The 16,091-nt window shown below is 69.5% G+C and carries 17 protein-coding genes and 2 riboswitches; of the genes, 9 read left to right on the top strand and 8 right to left on the bottom strand.

From position 1 onward, the window contains the following. Window positions 1-39: 39 nt before the first annotated feature. The 3 genes from ABZU52_RS15840 to ABZU52_RS15830 are packed head-to-tail and all read left to right on the top strand — an operon-like array spanning window position 40 to window position 1,897. Window positions 40-387: a metalloregulator ArsR/SmtB family transcription factor gene (locus ABZU52_RS15840; RefSeq protein WP_354971769.1), complete on the top strand. Its 348-nt coding sequence runs from the start codon at window positions 40-42 to the stop codon at window positions 385-387. Beyond that, the gene (gene arsB / locus ABZU52_RS15835) at window positions 384-1,475 is read left to right on the top strand and encodes an ACR3 family arsenite efflux transporter (RefSeq protein WP_354971768.1); all 1,092 of its coding nucleotides are present in this window, start codon (window positions 384-386) and stop codon (window positions 1,473-1,475) included. The genes ABZU52_RS15840 and arsB overlap by 4 nt, the downstream gene beginning before the upstream one ends. A gap of 17 nt (window positions 1,476-1,492) precedes the next feature. Continuing rightward, window positions 1,493-1,897, top strand: a complete 405-nt coding sequence (locus ABZU52_RS15830; RefSeq protein WP_354971767.1) for an arsenate reductase ArsC — start codon at window positions 1,493-1,495, stop codon at window positions 1,895-1,897. A 95-nt stretch (window positions 1,898-1,992) separates the two neighbouring features. On the opposite strand, the gene ABZU52_RS15825 is transcribed toward ABZU52_RS15830, so the two are convergent. Beyond that, the gene (locus ABZU52_RS15825; protein WP_354971766.1) at window positions 1,993-2,193 is read right to left on the bottom strand and encodes a hypothetical protein; all 201 of its coding nucleotides are present in this window, start codon (window positions 2,191-2,193) and stop codon (window positions 1,993-1,995) included. A 242-nt stretch (window positions 2,194-2,435) separates the two neighbouring features. On the opposite strand from ABZU52_RS15825, the gene ABZU52_RS15820 reads away from it, so the two are divergent. Further along, a complete protein-coding gene (locus ABZU52_RS15820; protein ID WP_354971765.1) occupies window positions 2,436-2,663 on the top strand; it encodes a winged helix-turn-helix domain-containing protein in 228 nt (75 codons plus the stop codon). A 100-nt stretch (window positions 2,664-2,763) separates the two neighbouring features. On the opposite strand, the gene ABZU52_RS15815 is transcribed toward ABZU52_RS15820, so the two are convergent. Both ABZU52_RS15815 and ABZU52_RS15810 read right to left on the bottom strand, forming a co-directional pair. Further along, a complete protein-coding gene (locus tag ABZU52_RS15815; protein ID WP_354971797.1) occupies window positions 2,764-3,759 on the bottom strand; it encodes a ribonucleotide-diphosphate reductase subunit beta in 996 nt (331 codons plus the stop codon). 56 nt (window positions 3,760-3,815) lie between these two features. Continuing rightward, window positions 3,816-6,134: a ribonucleoside-diphosphate reductase subunit alpha gene (locus ABZU52_RS15810; RefSeq protein WP_354971796.1), complete on the bottom strand. Its 2,319-nt coding sequence runs from the start codon at window positions 6,132-6,134 to the stop codon at window positions 3,816-3,818. Window positions 6,135-6,325: 191 nt separating this feature from the next. Then, a riboswitch (cobalamin riboswitch) is annotated at window positions 6,326-6,543 on the bottom strand. A gap of 290 nt (window positions 6,544-6,833) precedes the next feature. Here ABZU52_RS15810 and ABZU52_RS15805 point away from each other — a divergent pair. Both ABZU52_RS15805 and ABZU52_RS15800 read left to right on the top strand, forming a co-directional pair. Beyond that, window positions 6,834-8,228, top strand: a complete 1,395-nt coding sequence (locus tag ABZU52_RS15805; RefSeq protein ID WP_354971764.1) for an enolase C-terminal domain-like protein — start codon at window positions 6,834-6,836, stop codon at window positions 8,226-8,228. A gap of 7 nt (window positions 8,229-8,235) precedes the next feature. Next, the gene (locus ABZU52_RS15800; RefSeq protein ID WP_354971763.1) at window positions 8,236-8,958 is read left to right on the top strand and encodes a FadR/GntR family transcriptional regulator; all 723 of its coding nucleotides are present in this window, start codon (window positions 8,236-8,238) and stop codon (window positions 8,956-8,958) included. Window positions 8,959-8,968: 10 nt separating this feature from the next. On the opposite strand, the gene ABZU52_RS15795 is transcribed toward ABZU52_RS15800, so the two are convergent. The 5 genes from ABZU52_RS15795 to ABZU52_RS15775 form a co-directional block, all read right to left on the bottom strand. Continuing rightward, window positions 8,969-9,949, bottom strand: a complete 981-nt coding sequence (locus ABZU52_RS15795; protein WP_354971762.1) for an aldo/keto reductase — start codon at window positions 9,947-9,949, stop codon at window positions 8,969-8,971. 5 nt (window positions 9,950-9,954) lie between these two features. Then, a complete protein-coding gene (locus tag ABZU52_RS15790) occupies window positions 9,955-10,773 on the bottom strand; it encodes an ATP-binding cassette domain-containing protein (protein WP_354971761.1) in 819 nt (272 codons plus the stop codon). Beyond that, window positions 10,773-11,825: an ABC transporter substrate-binding protein gene (locus ABZU52_RS15785; protein WP_354971760.1), complete on the bottom strand. Its 1,053-nt coding sequence runs from the start codon at window positions 11,823-11,825 to the stop codon at window positions 10,773-10,775. Before ABZU52_RS15785 ends, ABZU52_RS15790 begins: the two co-directional genes overlap by 1 nt. A gap of 40 nt (window positions 11,826-11,865) precedes the next feature. After that, window positions 11,866-12,873: an ABC transporter permease gene (locus tag ABZU52_RS15780; protein ID WP_354971759.1), complete on the bottom strand. Its 1,008-nt coding sequence runs from the start codon at window positions 12,871-12,873 to the stop codon at window positions 11,866-11,868. Between the two features lie 323 nt (window positions 12,874-13,196). Then, window positions 13,197-14,075, bottom strand: coding sequence for an amidohydrolase family protein (locus ABZU52_RS15775; protein ID WP_354971758.1), 879 nt, complete (start codon window positions 14,073-14,075; stop codon window positions 13,197-13,199). A gap of 318 nt (window positions 14,076-14,393) precedes the next feature. Next, window positions 14,394-14,473: riboswitch (cobalamin riboswitch) on the top strand. Window positions 14,474-14,531: 58 nt separating this feature from the next. On the opposite strand from ABZU52_RS15775, the gene ABZU52_RS15770 reads away from it, so the two are divergent. From ABZU52_RS15770 to ABZU52_RS15760, 3 genes are read left to right on the top strand one after another with little or no spacing between them, the layout of a single operon-like run. Continuing rightward, on the top strand, window positions 14,532-14,735 hold the full coding sequence (locus ABZU52_RS15770) for a CbtB domain-containing protein (protein WP_354971757.1): 204 nt from the start codon (window positions 14,532-14,534) through the stop codon (window positions 14,733-14,735). Further along, window positions 14,726-15,496 carry a CbtA family protein gene (locus ABZU52_RS15765; protein ID WP_354971756.1) on the top strand — a complete coding sequence of 257 codons (771 nt, stop codon included), beginning with the start codon at window positions 14,726-14,728 and terminating at the stop codon, window positions 15,494-15,496. Before ABZU52_RS15770 ends, ABZU52_RS15765 begins: the two co-directional genes overlap by 10 nt. After that, entirely contained in the window at window positions 15,493-16,089 is a 597-nt protein-coding gene (locus ABZU52_RS15760) for a histidine phosphatase family protein (RefSeq protein WP_354971755.1), read from the top strand. The genes ABZU52_RS15765 and ABZU52_RS15760 overlap by 4 nt, the downstream gene beginning before the upstream one ends. Window positions 16,090-16,091: the final 2 nt, after the last annotated feature.

The raw sequence follows: 16,091 nt of genomic DNA, 5'->3' as shown, positions 1-16,091 counted from the left end.
ACACTTGCACACTGTTTAGATAGATGTCAACCTAGAGGAATGTCGAATCAAGCAGCACAGGACGAGGTCTGCTGCCCCCCACTCGCCGAACGGCGCGTGCCGGCCGAGGCAGCCGCGGTGCTCGCGCCCGCGTTCAAGGCCCTCGGCGACCCGGTGCGGCTGCAACTGATGTCGATGATCGCCTCCGCTGAGAGCGGAGAGATCTGCGTCTGCGACCTGACCCCCGCGTTCGACCTGACCGGACCGACCATCTCGCACCACCTCAGGACGCTGCGCGGGGCGGGGCTGGTCGACGCCGAACGCCGGGGCACCTGGGTCTACTATCGCGCACGACCGGCCATCCTGCGCCAACTCGCCACACTGCTCACCGTGGCACCGGCGACATGAGCACCACGATCCGGAACGACCCGGCCGAGAGCGCCGTCGTCGGCCGCCTCTCCCGACTCGACCAGTTCCTACCCGTCTGGATCGGGCTGGCGATGGTCGCCGGCCTGCTCCTCGGTCGGCTGATCCCCGGCCTGAACAGCGTCTTGGAGGCGGTGCAGGTCGGCGGGATCTCGCTCCCGATCGCGGTCGGCCTGCTGATCATGATGTATCCGGTGTTGGCGAAGGTCCGCTACGACCGGCTCGACACCGTCACCGGCGACCGCCGGCTGCTGATCTCCTCGCTGGTCCTCAACTGGCTCGTCGGCCCCGCCGTGATGTTCGCCCTGGCCTGGCTCTGCCTCGCCGACCAGCCCGCGTACCGCACCGGTCTGATCATCGTCGGCCTGGCCCGTTGCATCGCCATGGTCATCATCTGGAACGACCTCGCCCGCGGCGACCGGGAGGCCGCCGCCGTCCTGGTCGCGCTCAACTCGGTCTTCCAGGTCGTCGCCTTCGGCCTGCTCGGCTGGTTCTACCTCTCCGTGCTCCCCCAGTGGCTGGGGCTGTCCGGCGCCGAGTTGAACATCTCGGCGTGGGACATCGCCGGTAACGTGCTCATCTTCCTCGGCATCCCGCTGCTCGCCGGTTACCTCACCCGCCGTCTCGGCGAGCGTGCCAACGGCCGCGCCTGGTACGAGGCGCGCTTCCTGCCCAGGATCGGCCCGGTTGCCCTCTACGGACTGCTGTTCACGATCGTGATCCTGTTCGCCCTACAGGGAGACGCGATCACCAGCCGCCCCCTGGACGTCGTGCGCATCGCTCTGCCCCTGCTGGTGTACTTCGCGCTCATGTGGGCCGGCTCCTACGCCCTCGGCCGGGCTATCGGGCTCGGCTACGAACGCACCACCACCCTGGCGTTCACCGCCGCCGGCAACAACTTCGAGCTCGCCATCGCCGTTGCGATCGGCACCTTCGGCGTCACTTCCGGTCAGGCCCTCGCCGGGGTCGTCGGCCCGTTGATCGAGGTGCCCGTCCTGGTCGGGCTGGTCTACGTCTCCCTGTGGGCGCGCCGCCGCTTCTTCACCCCCACGCACTCCGCAACCACGTAACCGAAAGGCACCCCGTCATGAGCGACACACCCAGCGTCCTGTTCGTCTGCGTGCACAACGCCGGCCGTTCCCAGATGGCCGCCGGTTGGCTGCGCCACCTCGCCGGGGACACCGTCGAGGTGCGCTCAGCCGGCTCCGCCCCGGCCGAGACGATCAACCCCGCCGCCGTGCAGGCCATGCGGGAGGTCGGCATCGACATCACCGACCAGACCCCCACCCTCCTGGAGTACGCGACCGCGCAGTCCTCCGACGTCATCGTGACGATGGGCTGCGGCGACACCTGCCCGGTCTTCCCCGGCAAGCGCTACGAGGACTGGCAGCTCGACGACCCGGCCGGCAAGGGCGTCGACGCCGTCCGCCCGATCCGTGACGAGATCCGGGGCCGGGTGGAGAAGCTCCTCACCGAGCTGAACCTCGCCTAAGGGCGCTACTGGGGATCCCCGATGCCCTGGGCTATCGGCGGCGGCGGGGCCCAGAAGTCGTCGCCAGGCAGCCCTTTCTCGGGGAGCCAACGTCTTCACTTCTGCAACATGATCGATGCGGCCTCCGCCACGACTCCCAACGACCAATCGAGTTGACGGCATGTGCCCTGATTCGTGCACTCAAGGCAGCCGCCTGAACGCCACGGCCGGTCCAGTGCCCGAGTCCAGTGCGCATCAAGGGTCCTCATCGCGGCGAACAGCTCGCCTGCCCGGCTCACCGGTTCATCGATCGGCACGGCGGCACCTCCCGCGATCACGACTGTTGGCCCCACCTGGGGGCAGAGACCATTAGTCGTGCTCCCCAGGTGGGTATGCGGCCGAGGACCCAGGAGTTTGCCGAAACCAGGGAAACCGGCCAAGCTGCAACTTATTCCAACTTGTAGGAGTAGGTCAAGGTGCCTCCTGGAACTTGTTGGAACAGGTCTGCTCGTGATCAGATTGGGCTGCCGAGACCAGGGAACCCTACGGAGATCGACCCATGCCGACCGAGCGAGTGGACTACCGGCGGATCGCCAACGAGATCGCGGGGAAAATCAAGTCGGGTGAGCTTGCTCCGGGCGAGAAGCTGCCGTCCACCCGTGAGCTGGCCGAGCAGTATGGCGTACACATCTCCACCATCAACCGGGTCATGACGATCCTGAAGGATCGCGAGTTGGTCGAGGGCCATCCAGGCAAAGGTGTCTACGTCGCAGAAGTCCAGAGCTGAACGCGCCACTTCCTCGATCAGGTGATGAAAAGTAGCTGTCGGGGTCGTCTCCGGGCTACTTCTCATCACCTGATCATGGGAAGCGCGTGGGGCGCGGTCGTTAGAAGTCGTCGTCGAAGGCGACGGTGCCGGTCACCCCGACCTGGTACGCCGACACCCGCCGCTCGAAGAAGTTGGACAGCTCCTGCACGTCCTGCAACTCCATGAAGCCGAACGGGTTGCTCGACCCGTAGTGCGGCGCGATGCCGAGCTGGGCGAGCCGACGGTCGGCGACGTGCTGGAGGTACTCCCGCATGTCGGCCAACGTCAGGCCGGGCACGCCGTGGCCCAACAGGTCCTCGGCGAACTGCACCTCACACTCGACCGCCTCGATGAGCATCCGACGGACCTGGTCGGCGAGATCGTCGTCGAACAGGTCCGGCTCCTCGGCGCGAACGGTGTCGACGACGTCGAACGCGAACGCCATGTGCATCGACTCGTCGCGGAACACCCAGTTGGTGCCGGAGGCCAGGCCGTGCAGCAGGCCGCGGGAGCGCAGGAAGTAGACGTACGCGAACGCGCCGTAGAAGAACAACCCCTCGATGCAGGCGGCGAAGCAGATCAGGTTCAGCAGGAACGTCCGCCGGTCCTCCCGGGACCGCAGTTCCCGGAGGTCGTTGAGGGAGTCGATCCAGCGGAAGCAGAACTCGGCCTTACCGCGGATCGAGGCAATGTTCTCGATGGCCGCGAAGGCTTCGAAACGCTCGGTCTCGTCGGGCACGTACGTGTCGAGCAGGTTGAGGTAGAACTGGACGTGCACGGCTTCCTCGAACAGCTGCCGGGACAGGTAGAGGCGACCCTCGGGGCTGTTGACGTGCTGGTAGAGGTTCAGCACCAGGTTGTTGGCGACGATCGTGTCACCGGTGGCGAAGAACGCCACCAGCCGGCTGACCAGATGCCGTTCGGCCGGCGACAGCTTGTCCAGGTCGGCGAGGTCGGCGTGCAGGTCGACCTCCTCGACCGTCCAGGTGTTGCGGATCGCGTCGCGGAACCGGTCGAAGAAGTGCGGGTAGCGCATCGGGCGGAGGGTGAGGTCCATCCCGGGATCGAGCAGCATGTGCGTGGTCCTCGTGTCGGTGGTGCTGGTGTCGGCGGCGGGGGTGGCGGCGGGGGTCACTGGCAGGCCTCGCACGACTCGGGGTTCTCCAGCGAGCAGGCCAGCGCCTCCGCGTCGACGGCGACGGGTGCGACAGCGCTGACGGTGGCCTGCTGGATCCGCGTCGCGGGGCGCGAGCGCAGGTAGTAGGTGGTCTTCAGCCCGGCCTTCCAGGCGTACAGGTACATCGAGGAGAGCTTGCCGATGGTGGGCGCGGCCAGGAACAGGTTCAGCGACTGCGACTGGTCGATGAACGGTGCGCGGGCGGCAGCCAGGTCGATCAGCGCCCGCTGGGGCAGCTCCCACGCGGTGCGGAACAACTCCCGCACGCCGGCCGGCAACTCCGCGATGTCCTGCACCGACCCCTCGGCCCGCTTGATCGCCGAACGGATCCGCTCGGTCCACAGCCCGCGGGCCTTCAACTCGCGTACCAGAGCGGTGTTGACTTGGAGAAACTCCCCCGACAGGGTTTCGCGCTTGAACAGGTTGGACACCTGCGGCTCGATGCACTCGTAGCACCCGGCGATCGAGGCGATGGTCGCTGTCGGCGCGACCGCCACCAGCAGCGAGTTGCGCAGCCCGTACGCCTCGACCCGCTCCCGCAGGGCGGCCCAGCGTGCGGTCTGCGTACCCTCGACACCCCACAGGTCGGGCTGGAGCTGGCCCCGCGCGGCCCGGGTCTGCGGGTACGCCGGGTGCGCGCCGAAGTCGCGCGCCAGGTCGGCGGAGGTCTCCAGCGCGGTCAGGTACAGCTCCTCGCTGATCCGGGTGGACAGCTCCCGCGCGGCCGGCGAGTCGAACGGCAGCCGCAGCGCGAAGAAGACGTCCTGGAGCCCCATCAGTCCGAGCCCGACCGGCCGCCAGCGGGGGTTGCTCGCCGCCGCCTGCGCGGTCGGGTAGTAGTTGATGCCGATCACCCGGTCGAGGAAGGTCACCGCGGTCCGCACCGTGACGCGCAGCCGCTCCCAGTCGATGCCGCCGTCGCCGAGGTGGGCCGCGAGGTTCACCGAGCCGAGGTTGCACACGGCGGTCTCGGTGTCGCTGGACACCTCGACGATCTCGGTGCAGAGGTTGGACAGGTGCACCACGTTGCCCGGCTCGGCGGTCTGGTTGCAGAGTCGGTTGGCGGCGTCCTTGAAGGTCATCCACCCGTTGCCGGTCTGGGCGAGGGTCCGCATCATCTTCCCGTACAGCTCCCGCGCCGGGACCTGCCGCACGTGGCGACCCTGCGCCTCGGCCTCCCGGTACGCGGCGTCGAACCGCTCCCCCCACAGGTCGGGCAGCTCGGGCACCTCGTGCGGGTCGAACAGCGACCACATCTCGTCGGCCTCGACCCGGCGCATGAACTCGTCCGGGATCCAGTTGGCCAGGTTGAGGTTGTGGGTGCGCCGGGCGTCCTCACCGGTGTTGTCCCGCAGTTGCAGGAACTCCTCGATGTCCGGGTGCCACGGCTCCAGGTAGACGCAGGCCGCGCCCTTGCGCCGGCCGCCCTGGTTGACCGCGGCGACGCTCGCGTCCAGGGTGCGCAGCCACGGCACGATCCCGTTGGACTGCCCGTTGGTGCCCCGGATCAGCGCGCCCCGGGAGCGGACCCGGGAGTACGCGATGCCGATGCCGCCGGCGAACTTGGACAGGTTGGCGACTTGGGCGTAGCGCTGGTAGATCGAGTCCAGCTCGTCGCGCGGGGAGTCGACCAGGTAGCAGGACGACATCTGGGTGTGCCGGGTTCCGGAGTTGAACAAGGTCGGTGAGCTGGGCAGGTAGGCCAGGCTGGACATCAGCCGGTAGAAGTCGGCCGCCTCGTCCGCCGTCCGGGACAGTCCACAGGCCACCCGCAGCAGCCAGTACTGCGGTGTCTCCAGCACCAGTCGGCTGGTGGGGTGGCGCAGCAGGTAGCGGTCGTACACCGTGCGCAGGCCGAAGTACTCGAACCGACGGTCGCCGTCCGGGTCGACGGCGGCGTCGAGGGTGGTGGCGTGTGCGGCGACGAACGCGGCGGTGTCGTCGCCGATCAGGCCCTCGGCGTGGCCGACCCGGATCGCCGCGCTGAACGAGGTGATGCCCTGTCGACGCACCTCCTTGTCGACGTAGCCGGCCAGCAGCCGCGCGGCGAGGCGCGAGTACTGCGGCTCCTCGCCGATCATCTCGGCCGAGGTCTGGATGGAGAGCCGGTCCAGTTCGGCCGTCGTCGCGCCGTCGTAGAGGCCGCTGATGGTGCGGGTGGCCACCCGCATCGGGTCGACGTCGGTCAGGTCGTCGGCCCACCGCTCGACCGCCCGGACGATCTTGTTCACGTCCACGGGTTCGGTACCGCCGTCGCGCTTGCGGACCTGCATCGGCGTGCGCCGCACTGTCGCGTCGCCGCTGGCCGGGACTACCTCGGTGACTGTCACCACTCGCTCCTCGGAGTTCGAGACCTGGTGGTCCGGACGCGAGGAGACAGACACCGACGGACGCCACGCCAGCCCGGCGTGGGTCAGGGGGCGTCAGCCGTCCCACGCGGCCTCGGACCGCCGCCCACCCGGGTGCGGGTACGCGGCGCGCTGGCAGGTCTTCGGACTCGTGGGCACGACCGGGTTGGCCGGTCTCCTACTGGCCGTCGCTTCCCAGGCCGATCGGTGGCCCAGTGCTGATGACGGCTGTCGTTCCCACTCACCGCTGCGGGACAGTCCCGGATTTCCACCGGGTTCCCTGTTGCCTCGACCGCGCCGGATGAGCGGCCGAACCAGCTGCGCTCGACACCATATATAGGGACACAGTCGTTGTCACACCCCACATGTCGGTCTCGGGCGTGTCGGCGGGCGGCTCGGTGATCACGATCACCAACCCCACCGACTACGCTCGACCCGATCGCCGCGAGACAACCGGGGCGGGCTCTCGCGCGGGCGTGCACGGCCGGTGAGGTGGATCTCGGCAGTGCCGCAAACATCATATGTCTGCGGCTTGGTGGTGATCGACAACGTTGACTGTCCGAAGCAGCCGTCCGTATACTCCCTTTGATCATCTGATCTTTGGTCGAGTCGGGCGAGGAGCGCATGCCGCAGATCACTGCCGTCACCGTCGAAGACGTCCGCTTCCCCACCTCCCTGACCGCTGACGGATCAGACGCCATGAACAAGGACGGCGACTATTCGGCGGCCTACGTCGTCCTGCACACCGACGGCGTCGACGGCACCGGTGCGCCGCTAGCGGGGCACGGCCTGACCTTCACCATCGGTCGCGGCAACGACATCGTCGCGGCGGCGGCGGTCCACCAGGCACAGCTCCTCGTCGGCCTGGACGTGGCCACGATGGCAGCGGACATGGGCGCGGTCTACCGCCTCCTCACCTCCGACTCGCAGCTGCGCTGGCTCGGCCCGGAGAAGGGTGTCGTCCACCTGTCCCTCGCCGCCGTGTTGAACGCGTCGTGGGACCTGGTCGCCCGGCTCGCCGACAAGCCGCTGTGGCGGCTGCTCGTCGAGATGACCCCCGAGCAACTCGTCGACATCGCGGACCTGCGCTACCTGTCCGACGCGCTGACCCGGGACGAGGCACTGGCCATCCTGCGGGCCAAGGAAGGCACGAAGGCGGCCCGCCTCGCCGAGCTCGACCGCACCGGCTACCCCGCCTACACCACCTCGGCGGGTTGGCTCGGCTACGGCGACGACAAGCTGCGCCGACTGTGCCAGGAGGCGGTCGACACCGGCTACGGCTACGTCAAGCTCAAGGTGGGCGCCAACCTTGAGGACGACATCCGCCGCTGCGCGATCGCGCGGGAGATCCTCGGGCCGGATCGCAACCTCATGATCGACGCCAACCAGGTGTGGGACGTCGGTCAGGCCATCGAGTGGGTCACCGCCCTCGCCCGGTTCACACCACTGTGGATCGAGGAGCCGACCAGCCCCGACGACATCCTGGGCCACGCGGCCGTGCGCCGTGCCGTCGCTCCGATCGGCGTCGCCACCGGCGAGCACTGCCACAACCGGGTGATGTTCAAGCAGCTGTTCCAAGCCCAGGCCATCGACTTCTGCCAGCTGGACACCGGCAGGTTGGCCAGCATCAACGAGATCGTCGCGGTGCTGCTGCTCGCCGCGAAGTTCGACGTCCCGGTGTGCCCACACGCCGGCGGCGTCGGGCTGTGCGAGATGGTCCAACACGTGTCGGTGCTCGACTACGTCGCGATCTCGGGGGATCTCACCAACCGGGTCACCGAGTTCGTCGACCACCTGCACGAGCACTTCACCGATCCGTGCATCATCCGGGACACCGGCTCGGGCAGCGGTTACGTCCTGCCCAGCCAGCCCGGCTACTCCACCCGGATGCGTCAGGAGTCGGTCGCGCTCTACCGGTTTCCCGACGGCCACTACTGGGCGGCGGCAGACCCGACTACGGTGGCATCTCCGGAGGCGTACGTGATCGCGGGTGGGAAGGCCACCCCCGCCGGCCGCTAGGGGAGTCATGTCTCGCACTGACGAAGTGGTCAACGGCATCAAGCGGATGATCCTCGAAGGGCAGTTCAGGCCGGGAGACCGGCTGCCCATCGAGAAGGACCTCGCCGAGTCGCTCGGCGTCTCGCGGGGCTCGCTGCGCGAGGGCATGTCGGCCCTGTCGATCCTCGGCATCGTCAACATCCGCCAGGGCGACGGCACCTACGTCACCAACCTCGACGCGCCACAGCTGCTGGCCCCGATGGGTTTCGTGGTGGACTTCCAGGGTCAGGGCGACCCACGGCACATCCACACCGTCCGGCGGCTGCTGGAGTGCGAGGCGGCCCGGCTGGCGGCGACCAGGATCACCGACGAGGCCCTGGCCCAGGCGGGTGACCTGCTCGACGAGGCGGCCCGGATGGTCGGCCAGTCACCGCAGGACCACGAGCGGATCATGGAGATCGACATCGCCTTTCACCGGATCATCGCGGTGCACGCCGAGAATCCGGTGCTGGTCGGTCTGATCGAAGCCTTCGCCGGGCGCACCATCCGGGGCCGGCTCTGGCGGAGTCTGCACGAGGAGGGCGCGGACCTGCGTACCCATGACGAACACGTGGCGATCCTGAAGGCCCTCGTGGCGCGCGACCCGGAGCGGGCCCGCACCCGGATGGCCAACCACCTGATCGGCGTGGAGGAGTCGTTGCAGGGGTTGCCCGACGACGGTGACACCAGCACCGAGGCGGCCGGGTCGTGACCGTCGGCCCCTACGACTGCACGTCGAGCAGCCCCTCGTCGTACAACGCCGTCCAGAGCTGATCCGGGACGTCGACGTCAGCTCGGCTCAGGGTCTCGGTGACCTGGGCCTCGTCGCGCATGCCGACCACCGTCGAGACCACGGCCGGGTGACGACGGACGAACGCCAACGCCGCCTGCGGCAGCGTGACGCCGTACGTCTGACACACCCACGCTATCCGGCGGGCCTGGTCGATCACCTCGGCCGGCGCCTGCCGGTAGTCGTAGACGGCGTCGGTCGGCGGCACGTCCCGGGCCAGCAGCCCGGAGTTGTAGACCCCGGCGACCACCACACCGACGTGGCGGGCCTGCGCGACGGGCAGCAGGTCGGTCAACGCGCCCTGCTCCAGCAGGGTGTACCGGCCGGCGCACATCACCACGTCCACGTCGGTCTCCGCCACGAAGCGGGCCAGCATCGCGGACTGGTTCATCCCGGCCCCGACGGCACCGATCACACCCTGCTCCCGCAGCTGCACCAACGCCGGGACCGCCTCGCGGGCGGCCTGCTCCCAATGCTCGTCCGGGTCATGCAGATACACCACGTCGATCCGGTCCAGGCCGGTGCGCCGAAGGCTGGCCTCCAACGAACGGCGTACGCCGTCGCGGCTGAAGTCCCAGACCCGGCGATGATCGGCGGGCACGTCGAACCCCTCCGGATCCCGCCGGTGTGCCGTCTCCGGCGACGGCACCAGCAGCCGGCCGACTTTCGACGACACCACGTACTCGCCGCGCGGGCGGGAGCGCAGGGCCGCGCCCAGCCGCCGTTCGGACAGGCCCAGCCCGTAATGCGGTGCCGTGTCGAAGTATCGGATGCCGCCTGCCCACGCGGTGTCCACCGCGGCGGCGAACTGCTCATCCGACGTCGCCCGGTAGAGATTGCCGCCCTGCGAGGCGCCGAAGCCCAGTGGGCCCAGCCGCAGCCGCGGCTGGGCGGCGTTCAGGGTCACCGGCACCGCCGTCACCGCTCGTCCCGTTCCACGCTGGTGCTGCCGGTCATCGCCGCGACCAGGTCGTCGGTGCTGACCTCGTCGGCGCGAAGTTGGGCCGCCCGTCGGCCGAGGCGCAGCACCTCGACCCGGTCGGCGATCTCGAGCACCTGCGGCATGTTGTGGCTCACCAGCACCACCGACATGCCCGCGTCGCGGGCCCGCCGGACGACGTCGAGCACCCGCCCGGTCTGGACCACGCCCAGCGCTGCGGTGGGCTCGTCGAGGATGACCACGTTGGTCGCCCAGATGATGGCGCGGGCCACCGCCACGCACTGCCGCTGCCCGCCGGACAGCATCGCGATCGGGGTGGTGACCCGGGGGATCCGTACGCCCAGTTCGTCGAGGGCGGCGGCGGCGCCCTGGCGCATGGCGCGCTTGTCCAACAGCCCGAGCCGACCGAGTGGTCCGGAGCGCAGGATCTCCCGGCCGAGATACAGGTTGGCGGCCACGCTGAGGTCGTCGGCGACGGCGAGATCCTGGTAGACGGTCTCCACCCCGGCTCGGCGGGCATCGACCGGAGTGGAGAACTGGACCGGACGCCCGCCGACCCGGATCTCGCCCTCGTCCGGCGGATGCACACCGGACAGCGTCTTGATCAGGGTGCTCTTGCCGGCGCCGTTGTCACCGATCAACGCGACGACCTCACCCCGGCGGACCGTGAAGTCGGCACCGCGCAACGCTTCGACGTGCCCGAACCGCTTGACGATGCCGCGGGCTTCGAGGACCGGCGGCTCCGCGTCGGTGGGTTGCTGATCGCTGTCGGCGGTGGCCGTGGGGATGACGCCCATCACTGCACCGGCGGGTTGGCGCAGCTGGGTTCGAGCACCGCCTTGATCTCCGCCGAGTCGATGTTCTCCTTGGTGACGAACGTGACGCCGGTGTCGGCCGATGCGAGCGGCGCCTTGTCCCGCAGGTGCTTGACCATCTTGTCGACGCCGAAGTAGCCCATCTTGAACGGGTTCTGGACGACCAGGGCCGAGATCTGACCGCTGCGCACCCCGGCGATCTCGTCCGGGGCCGCGTCCCAGCCGATGATGACCACCTTGCCGGACTTGCCGGCCGCCTGGATGGCCTGCGCGGCACCGAGCACGCTCGGCTCGTTGGCCGCGAAGACACCGGCGAGGTTGGGGTTGGCGGTGAGGATGTTCTCGGTGACCCGGCGGGCCTCGTTGACGTCACTGCGGCTCGGCTGCTGGCCGACCAGCTTCAGGTTGGGGTACTGGGCCAGGCCGGCCTTGAAGCCGTCCACCCGCTCGGTGTTGGTCTGCGATCCGGGCTGGAACTCGACCAGCGCCACCTCGTGGTTGCCGGGGCCGAGTTCGGTGGCGAGCAGCTTCGCCGCCTCGGTTGCCGACGCCTTGTTGTCGGTGGCGTAGAGGGGCACACCCGACGGCTGTGGGCTGGTACCAGAGTCGATCATGGCGACCGGGATGTTGGCGCCGAGCGCCTGGTCGGTCGCCGGCGCCAGCGCGCTGGAGTCGGTCGCCGCGTAGACGATGCCGTCGACCTTCTTGGTGACGAAGTTCTGGATCAGGTTGACCTGGCCCTCGACGTCGGTTTCGGTGGTCACCCCGTCCCACTGGACGGTGACGTTCCCGGCGCGCTGCGCGGCGCACTCCGCGCCCGCCTTGACCGTGTTCCAGTAGTCGGCCCCGACCGCCTTGGGTACCACGGCGAGCTTCAGCGGCCCGCTGGCGTCCTTCGTCGCGCCGTCGCCGCCGTCGCGAACCTCGACCCCGCCGCAGGCGCTGAGCAGAGCGGTGGCCGCGGCGGCGGCCAGGATCGCCTGCGCGCGCAGGAGTGGTCCTCGCGTCCGCCGGCTGGTGGTGGTGTACGCCATGGTGTGTGTCCCTCCTCGTTCGGACTCTCGGAATGGCATGTCAACCCCGTGATTCCAGCCGCCGGCGGCGGTACTGGTCGAAGTAGACGGCGGCCCAGATGATCAGGCCGACAATCACCTGCTGGTAGTGGATGCTGATGTCGAGCAGGACGGCGCCGTTGCGTACCAGGGCGATGAGGAACGCGCCGATGATGGTCCCGACGATCCGGCCCTGCCCGCCGAACAGGCTGGCCCCGCCGATGACCGCGGCGGCGATGACGTCGAGCTCCAGCGAGATGCCGTAGTTGGGTTGGCCGGAGTTGACCCGGGACGCGGCGATCATGCCGCCCAGCCCGACCAGCACTCCGGCCAGCACGTACACCCCGGTCAGGTGCCGCCCCACCCGGATGCCGGAGCGGCGGGCCGCCTCCAGATTGGAGCCCATCGCGTAGGTGTACTGACCAAAGCGGGTCTGGGAGAGCAGGAAGGCGACCCCGACGGCGACCAGGACGGTGATCACCACGGCGAACGGAATGCCGATGATCTCTCCGTTGCCGAGCAGTTGGAAGGATCGGGGCAGGCCGTAGACGCCGACCGCGCCGGTGATGATGAAGACGAGGCCGCGGCCCACGGACATCGTCCCCAACGTCGCGATGAACGGCGGAATCCGGGCCACCGTCACCAGCAGCCCGTTCAACAGACCGGCCAGCGCGCCGACGCCGATCGCGACCGCCGTGGCCGCCCACAGTGGAAAGCCGAGGTCCCGCACGACCATCGCGCCCAACACGCCGGCGAGTGCGGCGACCGACCCCACGGACAGGTCGATGCCCTTCGTGATGATCACCATCGTCTGGGCGGTGGCGATGATGGCGATCACCGCCGTCTGGGCCCCGATGTTGAAGAGGTTGTCCGCTGTCAGGAAGTAGGGACTCGCGAAGGTCAGGGCGATGAACAGGACGACCAACGCGGTCGCGGCGGTGAACTCGGAGACGGCGTGGGAGATCCGTTCCCGGAACCAGTCGCTGAGTTCGCCGCGCTGCGTGCCGGCGGTTGCCTCGGCGCTACTCATCGTCGGACCTGACCTCCCCATGCGGGGCGCCGGCTCCCGACGGGGACCCCGCCGACGACCCGGAACGCCTGTGAGCGACCGACCTCGCTCGGCTGGCGGTGCGGTCAGGTACCCGCACCATCCTCGGAGATAGGTCGGATGTTTCCCACGATCAGGCGTTACCTTGCCACGCATTCACGTATGTTGCCAAGGTCTTGCGGCCATGTTTTGTCATCGTTACCTGCCCCGCCGCCGGCATACATCGGACCAAACCCGGATCGACTGCTGCCGTTAGCATGTTATCGATAACACGCTATGTGTTCAGTCAGGAAGCCACTGCCGCGTCAGGACGGGGTCAGCCGGTACACCCGACCGGCGGTCTGGCGCCAGACCGCCGCCCGCTCGTCCTCGGAGAGCGGGTCCAGCAGGTCGCCGAGGACCGTGACCCAGCGGGCGTACGAGGTGGCGAGCAGACACACCGGCCAGTCCGAGCCGAACATCAGCCGATCCGGCCCGAACACGTCCAGGGCGTGCTCGACGGCGGGCCGCAGGTCGGCCGTCGTCCACGGCCCACCGTCCACCTCGGTCACCAGGCCGGAGAGCTTCGCCGTCGTGTTGGGCTCGGCCGCCAGCGCCCGTACGTCGCGGCGCCAGTCACCGAACTCGGGTCGACCGAGCGGAGGCTTGCCGAGGTGGTCGAGGACGAACCGCACCTGCGGCAGGTCGCGGACGAGCCTGGTGGCCGCCGGCAACTGACGATGGCGCACCAGGAGGTCGAAGGCGAGTCCGGCGGCGCCGACCGCGGCGATGCCCCGCCGCACTTCGGGGCGGTCGAGATAGGCCGGGTCGGGCTCGGACTGGACGAGGTGACGGATCCCGACCAGTCGCTCGCCGCCCCGCCCGCTGCGTAGTCGGTCGAGGCGACGGCCGACATCGGCGGCGGTGAGGTCGACCCAGCCGACGACCCCGGCGATGAGCGGGTCGTCGGCGGCGATGCCGAGCAATTCGGGCGTCTCCGACCGGACGGCGACGGACTGCACGACCACGGTCTGGGTGACCCCGGCGGCTCGGGCCGCCGGGGCGAGTTCGACAGGCGTGAAGTCGTCGTCGATCGCGGCCGTGGTGTCTGGGTCGATCCAGGGCTGCGGGTGTCGTGCGCGGACCCAGAGGTGGTGATGCGCGTCGACGATGCCCGGTCGTCGGGCAGCCTCGCCGGTCGTCACCGGACCCGTCCTGGCGCGTTCACGTCCACCCCACACCCCGCCCAGCCACTGGTCGAATCTCTCCGGGTCGGCCCGAAGTCATGGAGCCGATCCGGCAGATTGACCATGTTAGCGGTAACAGGCTGTTCCCGAGTCGCGGAACGTGCGTCATACCCGGCTTCCGCCAGAGTCAGCCTTTGGTCTGACGAATCCACCAGCCCCCACCGCCGGACCGTCGCACTGACCCACCGGCGGCAAGGCGCATTCGGGGCGCGGGCTCCGGGTTGACCGCCTGAGGTGGCACCGATACGGTCGACCCACTATCTGCGGCGACGCGAGGGAAGCCGGTGTGAATCCGGCGCGGTCGCGCCACTGTGAGCGGTTTCCCCACCTCAGGTGGGGGCCGCGAGCCAGGACGCTCGGTCGTCCGCAGCCTTGCGATGGGGACGCGTCATCCCTGGGGAGGTTCGTGTATTCATGTCCAGCTCCGCTTCCAGCCAGCCGGTGGTGCACCCCGTTGGCAGCGTACGTCTGCTGTGGACTGCCCTGGCCACCGTTGTCGCGCTCGCCCTGCTGACGTACCTCGTCGCTTTCGACCAGGGGGCGGTGTCGCGCAGCGGAATGTACCTGCACGAGCTGATGCACGACGGCAGGCACCTGCTGGGCGTCCCGTGCCACTGAACAGCGGCACCGCTCCCCCGTTCGTCGCCGTCCTCGTTCGCGGGCTGCTCGCCGGGCTGCTCGCCGGCCTGCTCGCCGGGGCGTTCGCGTACGTCGCTGGCGAGCCGCAGGTCGAAGCGGCCATCGCGATCGAGGAGGCGGCGACGCACGCCGAGACCGCCGCTGGTGCGCACGATCACGAGGACGCCCTGGTCTCCCGGACGGGTCAGCGCGGCGGCCTGTTCCTGGCCACCGGCCTGTTCGGGGCCGCGATGGGTGGCCTGCTGGCCACCGCGTACGTCCTGCTGGCCCGTCGGCGGCGCGGTGACGACGACGGGCGCTCGGGCCTGCTGCTGGCCGGCGCGGCGCTGCTCGGCGCGGTGATCGTGCCGTTCCTCAAGTACCCGGCGAACCCGCCGGCGGTCGGCGACCCGGCCACCATCAATCAACGGACCGTCACCTACCTGTTGATGGTGGTGCTCGGGCTGGTGGCCGTGTGGGCCGGCTCGCTGGGCTACCGGTCGGTCGGCGCCCAGGCCCCGCCGTGGCTGCGCGCCACCGCGGCCTTGGGCGGATTCCTGCTGGTCACGGCAGTGTCGTACGTGGTGATGCCGTCCTTCCAGGAGGTTCCGGCGGACTTCCCCGCTACCCTGCTGTGGAATTTCCGACTGGCCTCGCTCGGCACCCAGGTCGTGCTCTGGACCGGCATCGGTCTGCTGTTCGCGGCACTGATGCACCAGGAGCGGCGTCGCCGGGCCGGCACCGCACTGCCGAGCACGTGACCGGCGCCAGCCTCCGGCTGGTCGCCCACGGTCACACCGCCGCGCTGCGCCGGGCCCACTTCGGCGGGACGGACGACGGCTTGGACGAGGGTGGCCTACGCGCCGCCCTCGCCCAGGCCGACGCGGGTCCCGACCGGCGTGGGCCCTTTGGCGGGAACGACACCTGCCTGTCCAGCCCGGCGGCAGCGGCCCGACAGACCGCCGACGCCTTCGGCCTGCTGCCGACGATCGAGGCGGCGTTGGCCGACTGCGACTACGGCGACTGGTCCGGACGGTCGCTTGACGAGATCGCCGGCACGCAGCCGCAGGCGCTGCACGACTGGCTGTCCGCACCGGACTGCGCGCCGCACGGCGGTGAATCCGTCACGGCGGTGCGGGATCGGGTCGGACGCTGGCTGGACGCGCAGCACCGAGCCGGTGGACGCGTCATCGCTGTCACCCACCCACTGGTGATCCGGGTAGCCGTGGTGCACGCTCTCGGTCTGCCGCTGGCGACGTACCGGCAGGTGGACGTGGAGCCGTTGGCGATCGTCCGGCTCACCAGCCAGGGCACGCGCTGGCAGCTTCGACTCGGTGCGCCGCGAGCAGGCTGAGG

The sequence above is a fragment of the Micromonospora sp. NPDC005220 genome (assembly GCF_040607895.1).
Lineage (GTDB): Bacteria > Actinomycetota > Actinomycetes > Mycobacteriales > Micromonosporaceae > Micromonospora.
The sequence above is the reverse complement of the archived record's forward strand: the minus strand, read 5'-3'. Positions and strand labels throughout refer to the sequence as shown.

Excerpts from the sequence above, each read along its gene's own strand:
- ABZU52_RS15770 (WP_354971757.1), top strand. The coding sequence starts at position 14,532 with ATGTCCAGCTCCGCTTCCAGCCAGCCGGTGGTGCACCCCGTTGGCAGC.
- ABZU52_RS15815 (WP_354971797.1), bottom strand. The coding sequence starts at position 3,759 with ATGCTGCTCGATCCCGGGATGGACCTCACCCTCCGCCCGATGCGCTAC.
- ABZU52_RS15830 (WP_354971767.1), top strand. The coding sequence starts at position 1,493 with ATGAGCGACACACCCAGCGTCCTGTTCGTCTGCGTGCACAACGCCGGC.
- ABZU52_RS15785 (WP_354971760.1), bottom strand. The coding sequence starts at position 11,825 with ATGGCGTACACCACCACCAGCCGGCGGACGCGAGGACCACTCCTGCGC.
- ABZU52_RS15805 (WP_354971764.1), top strand. The coding sequence starts at position 6,834 with ATGCCGCAGATCACTGCCGTCACCGTCGAAGACGTCCGCTTCCCCACC.
- ABZU52_RS15800 (WP_354971763.1), top strand. The coding sequence starts at position 8,236 with ATGTCTCGCACTGACGAAGTGGTCAACGGCATCAAGCGGATGATCCTC.
- arsB (WP_354971768.1), top strand. The coding sequence starts at position 384 with ATGAGCACCACGATCCGGAACGACCCGGCCGAGAGCGCCGTCGTCGGC.
- ABZU52_RS15810 (WP_354971796.1), bottom strand. The coding sequence starts at position 6,134 with ATGCAGGTCCGCAAGCGCGACGGCGGTACCGAACCCGTGGACGTGAAC.
- ABZU52_RS15780 (WP_354971759.1), bottom strand. The coding sequence starts at position 12,873 with ATGAGTAGCGCCGAGGCAACCGCCGGCACGCAGCGCGGCGAACTCAGC.
- ABZU52_RS15820 (WP_354971765.1), top strand. The coding sequence starts at position 2,436 with ATGCCGACCGAGCGAGTGGACTACCGGCGGATCGCCAACGAGATCGCG.
- ABZU52_RS15790 (WP_354971761.1), bottom strand. The coding sequence starts at position 10,773 with ATGGGCGTCATCCCCACGGCCACCGCCGACAGCGATCAGCAACCCACC.
- ABZU52_RS15840 (WP_354971769.1), top strand. The coding sequence starts at position 40 with ATGTCGAATCAAGCAGCACAGGACGAGGTCTGCTGCCCCCCACTCGCC.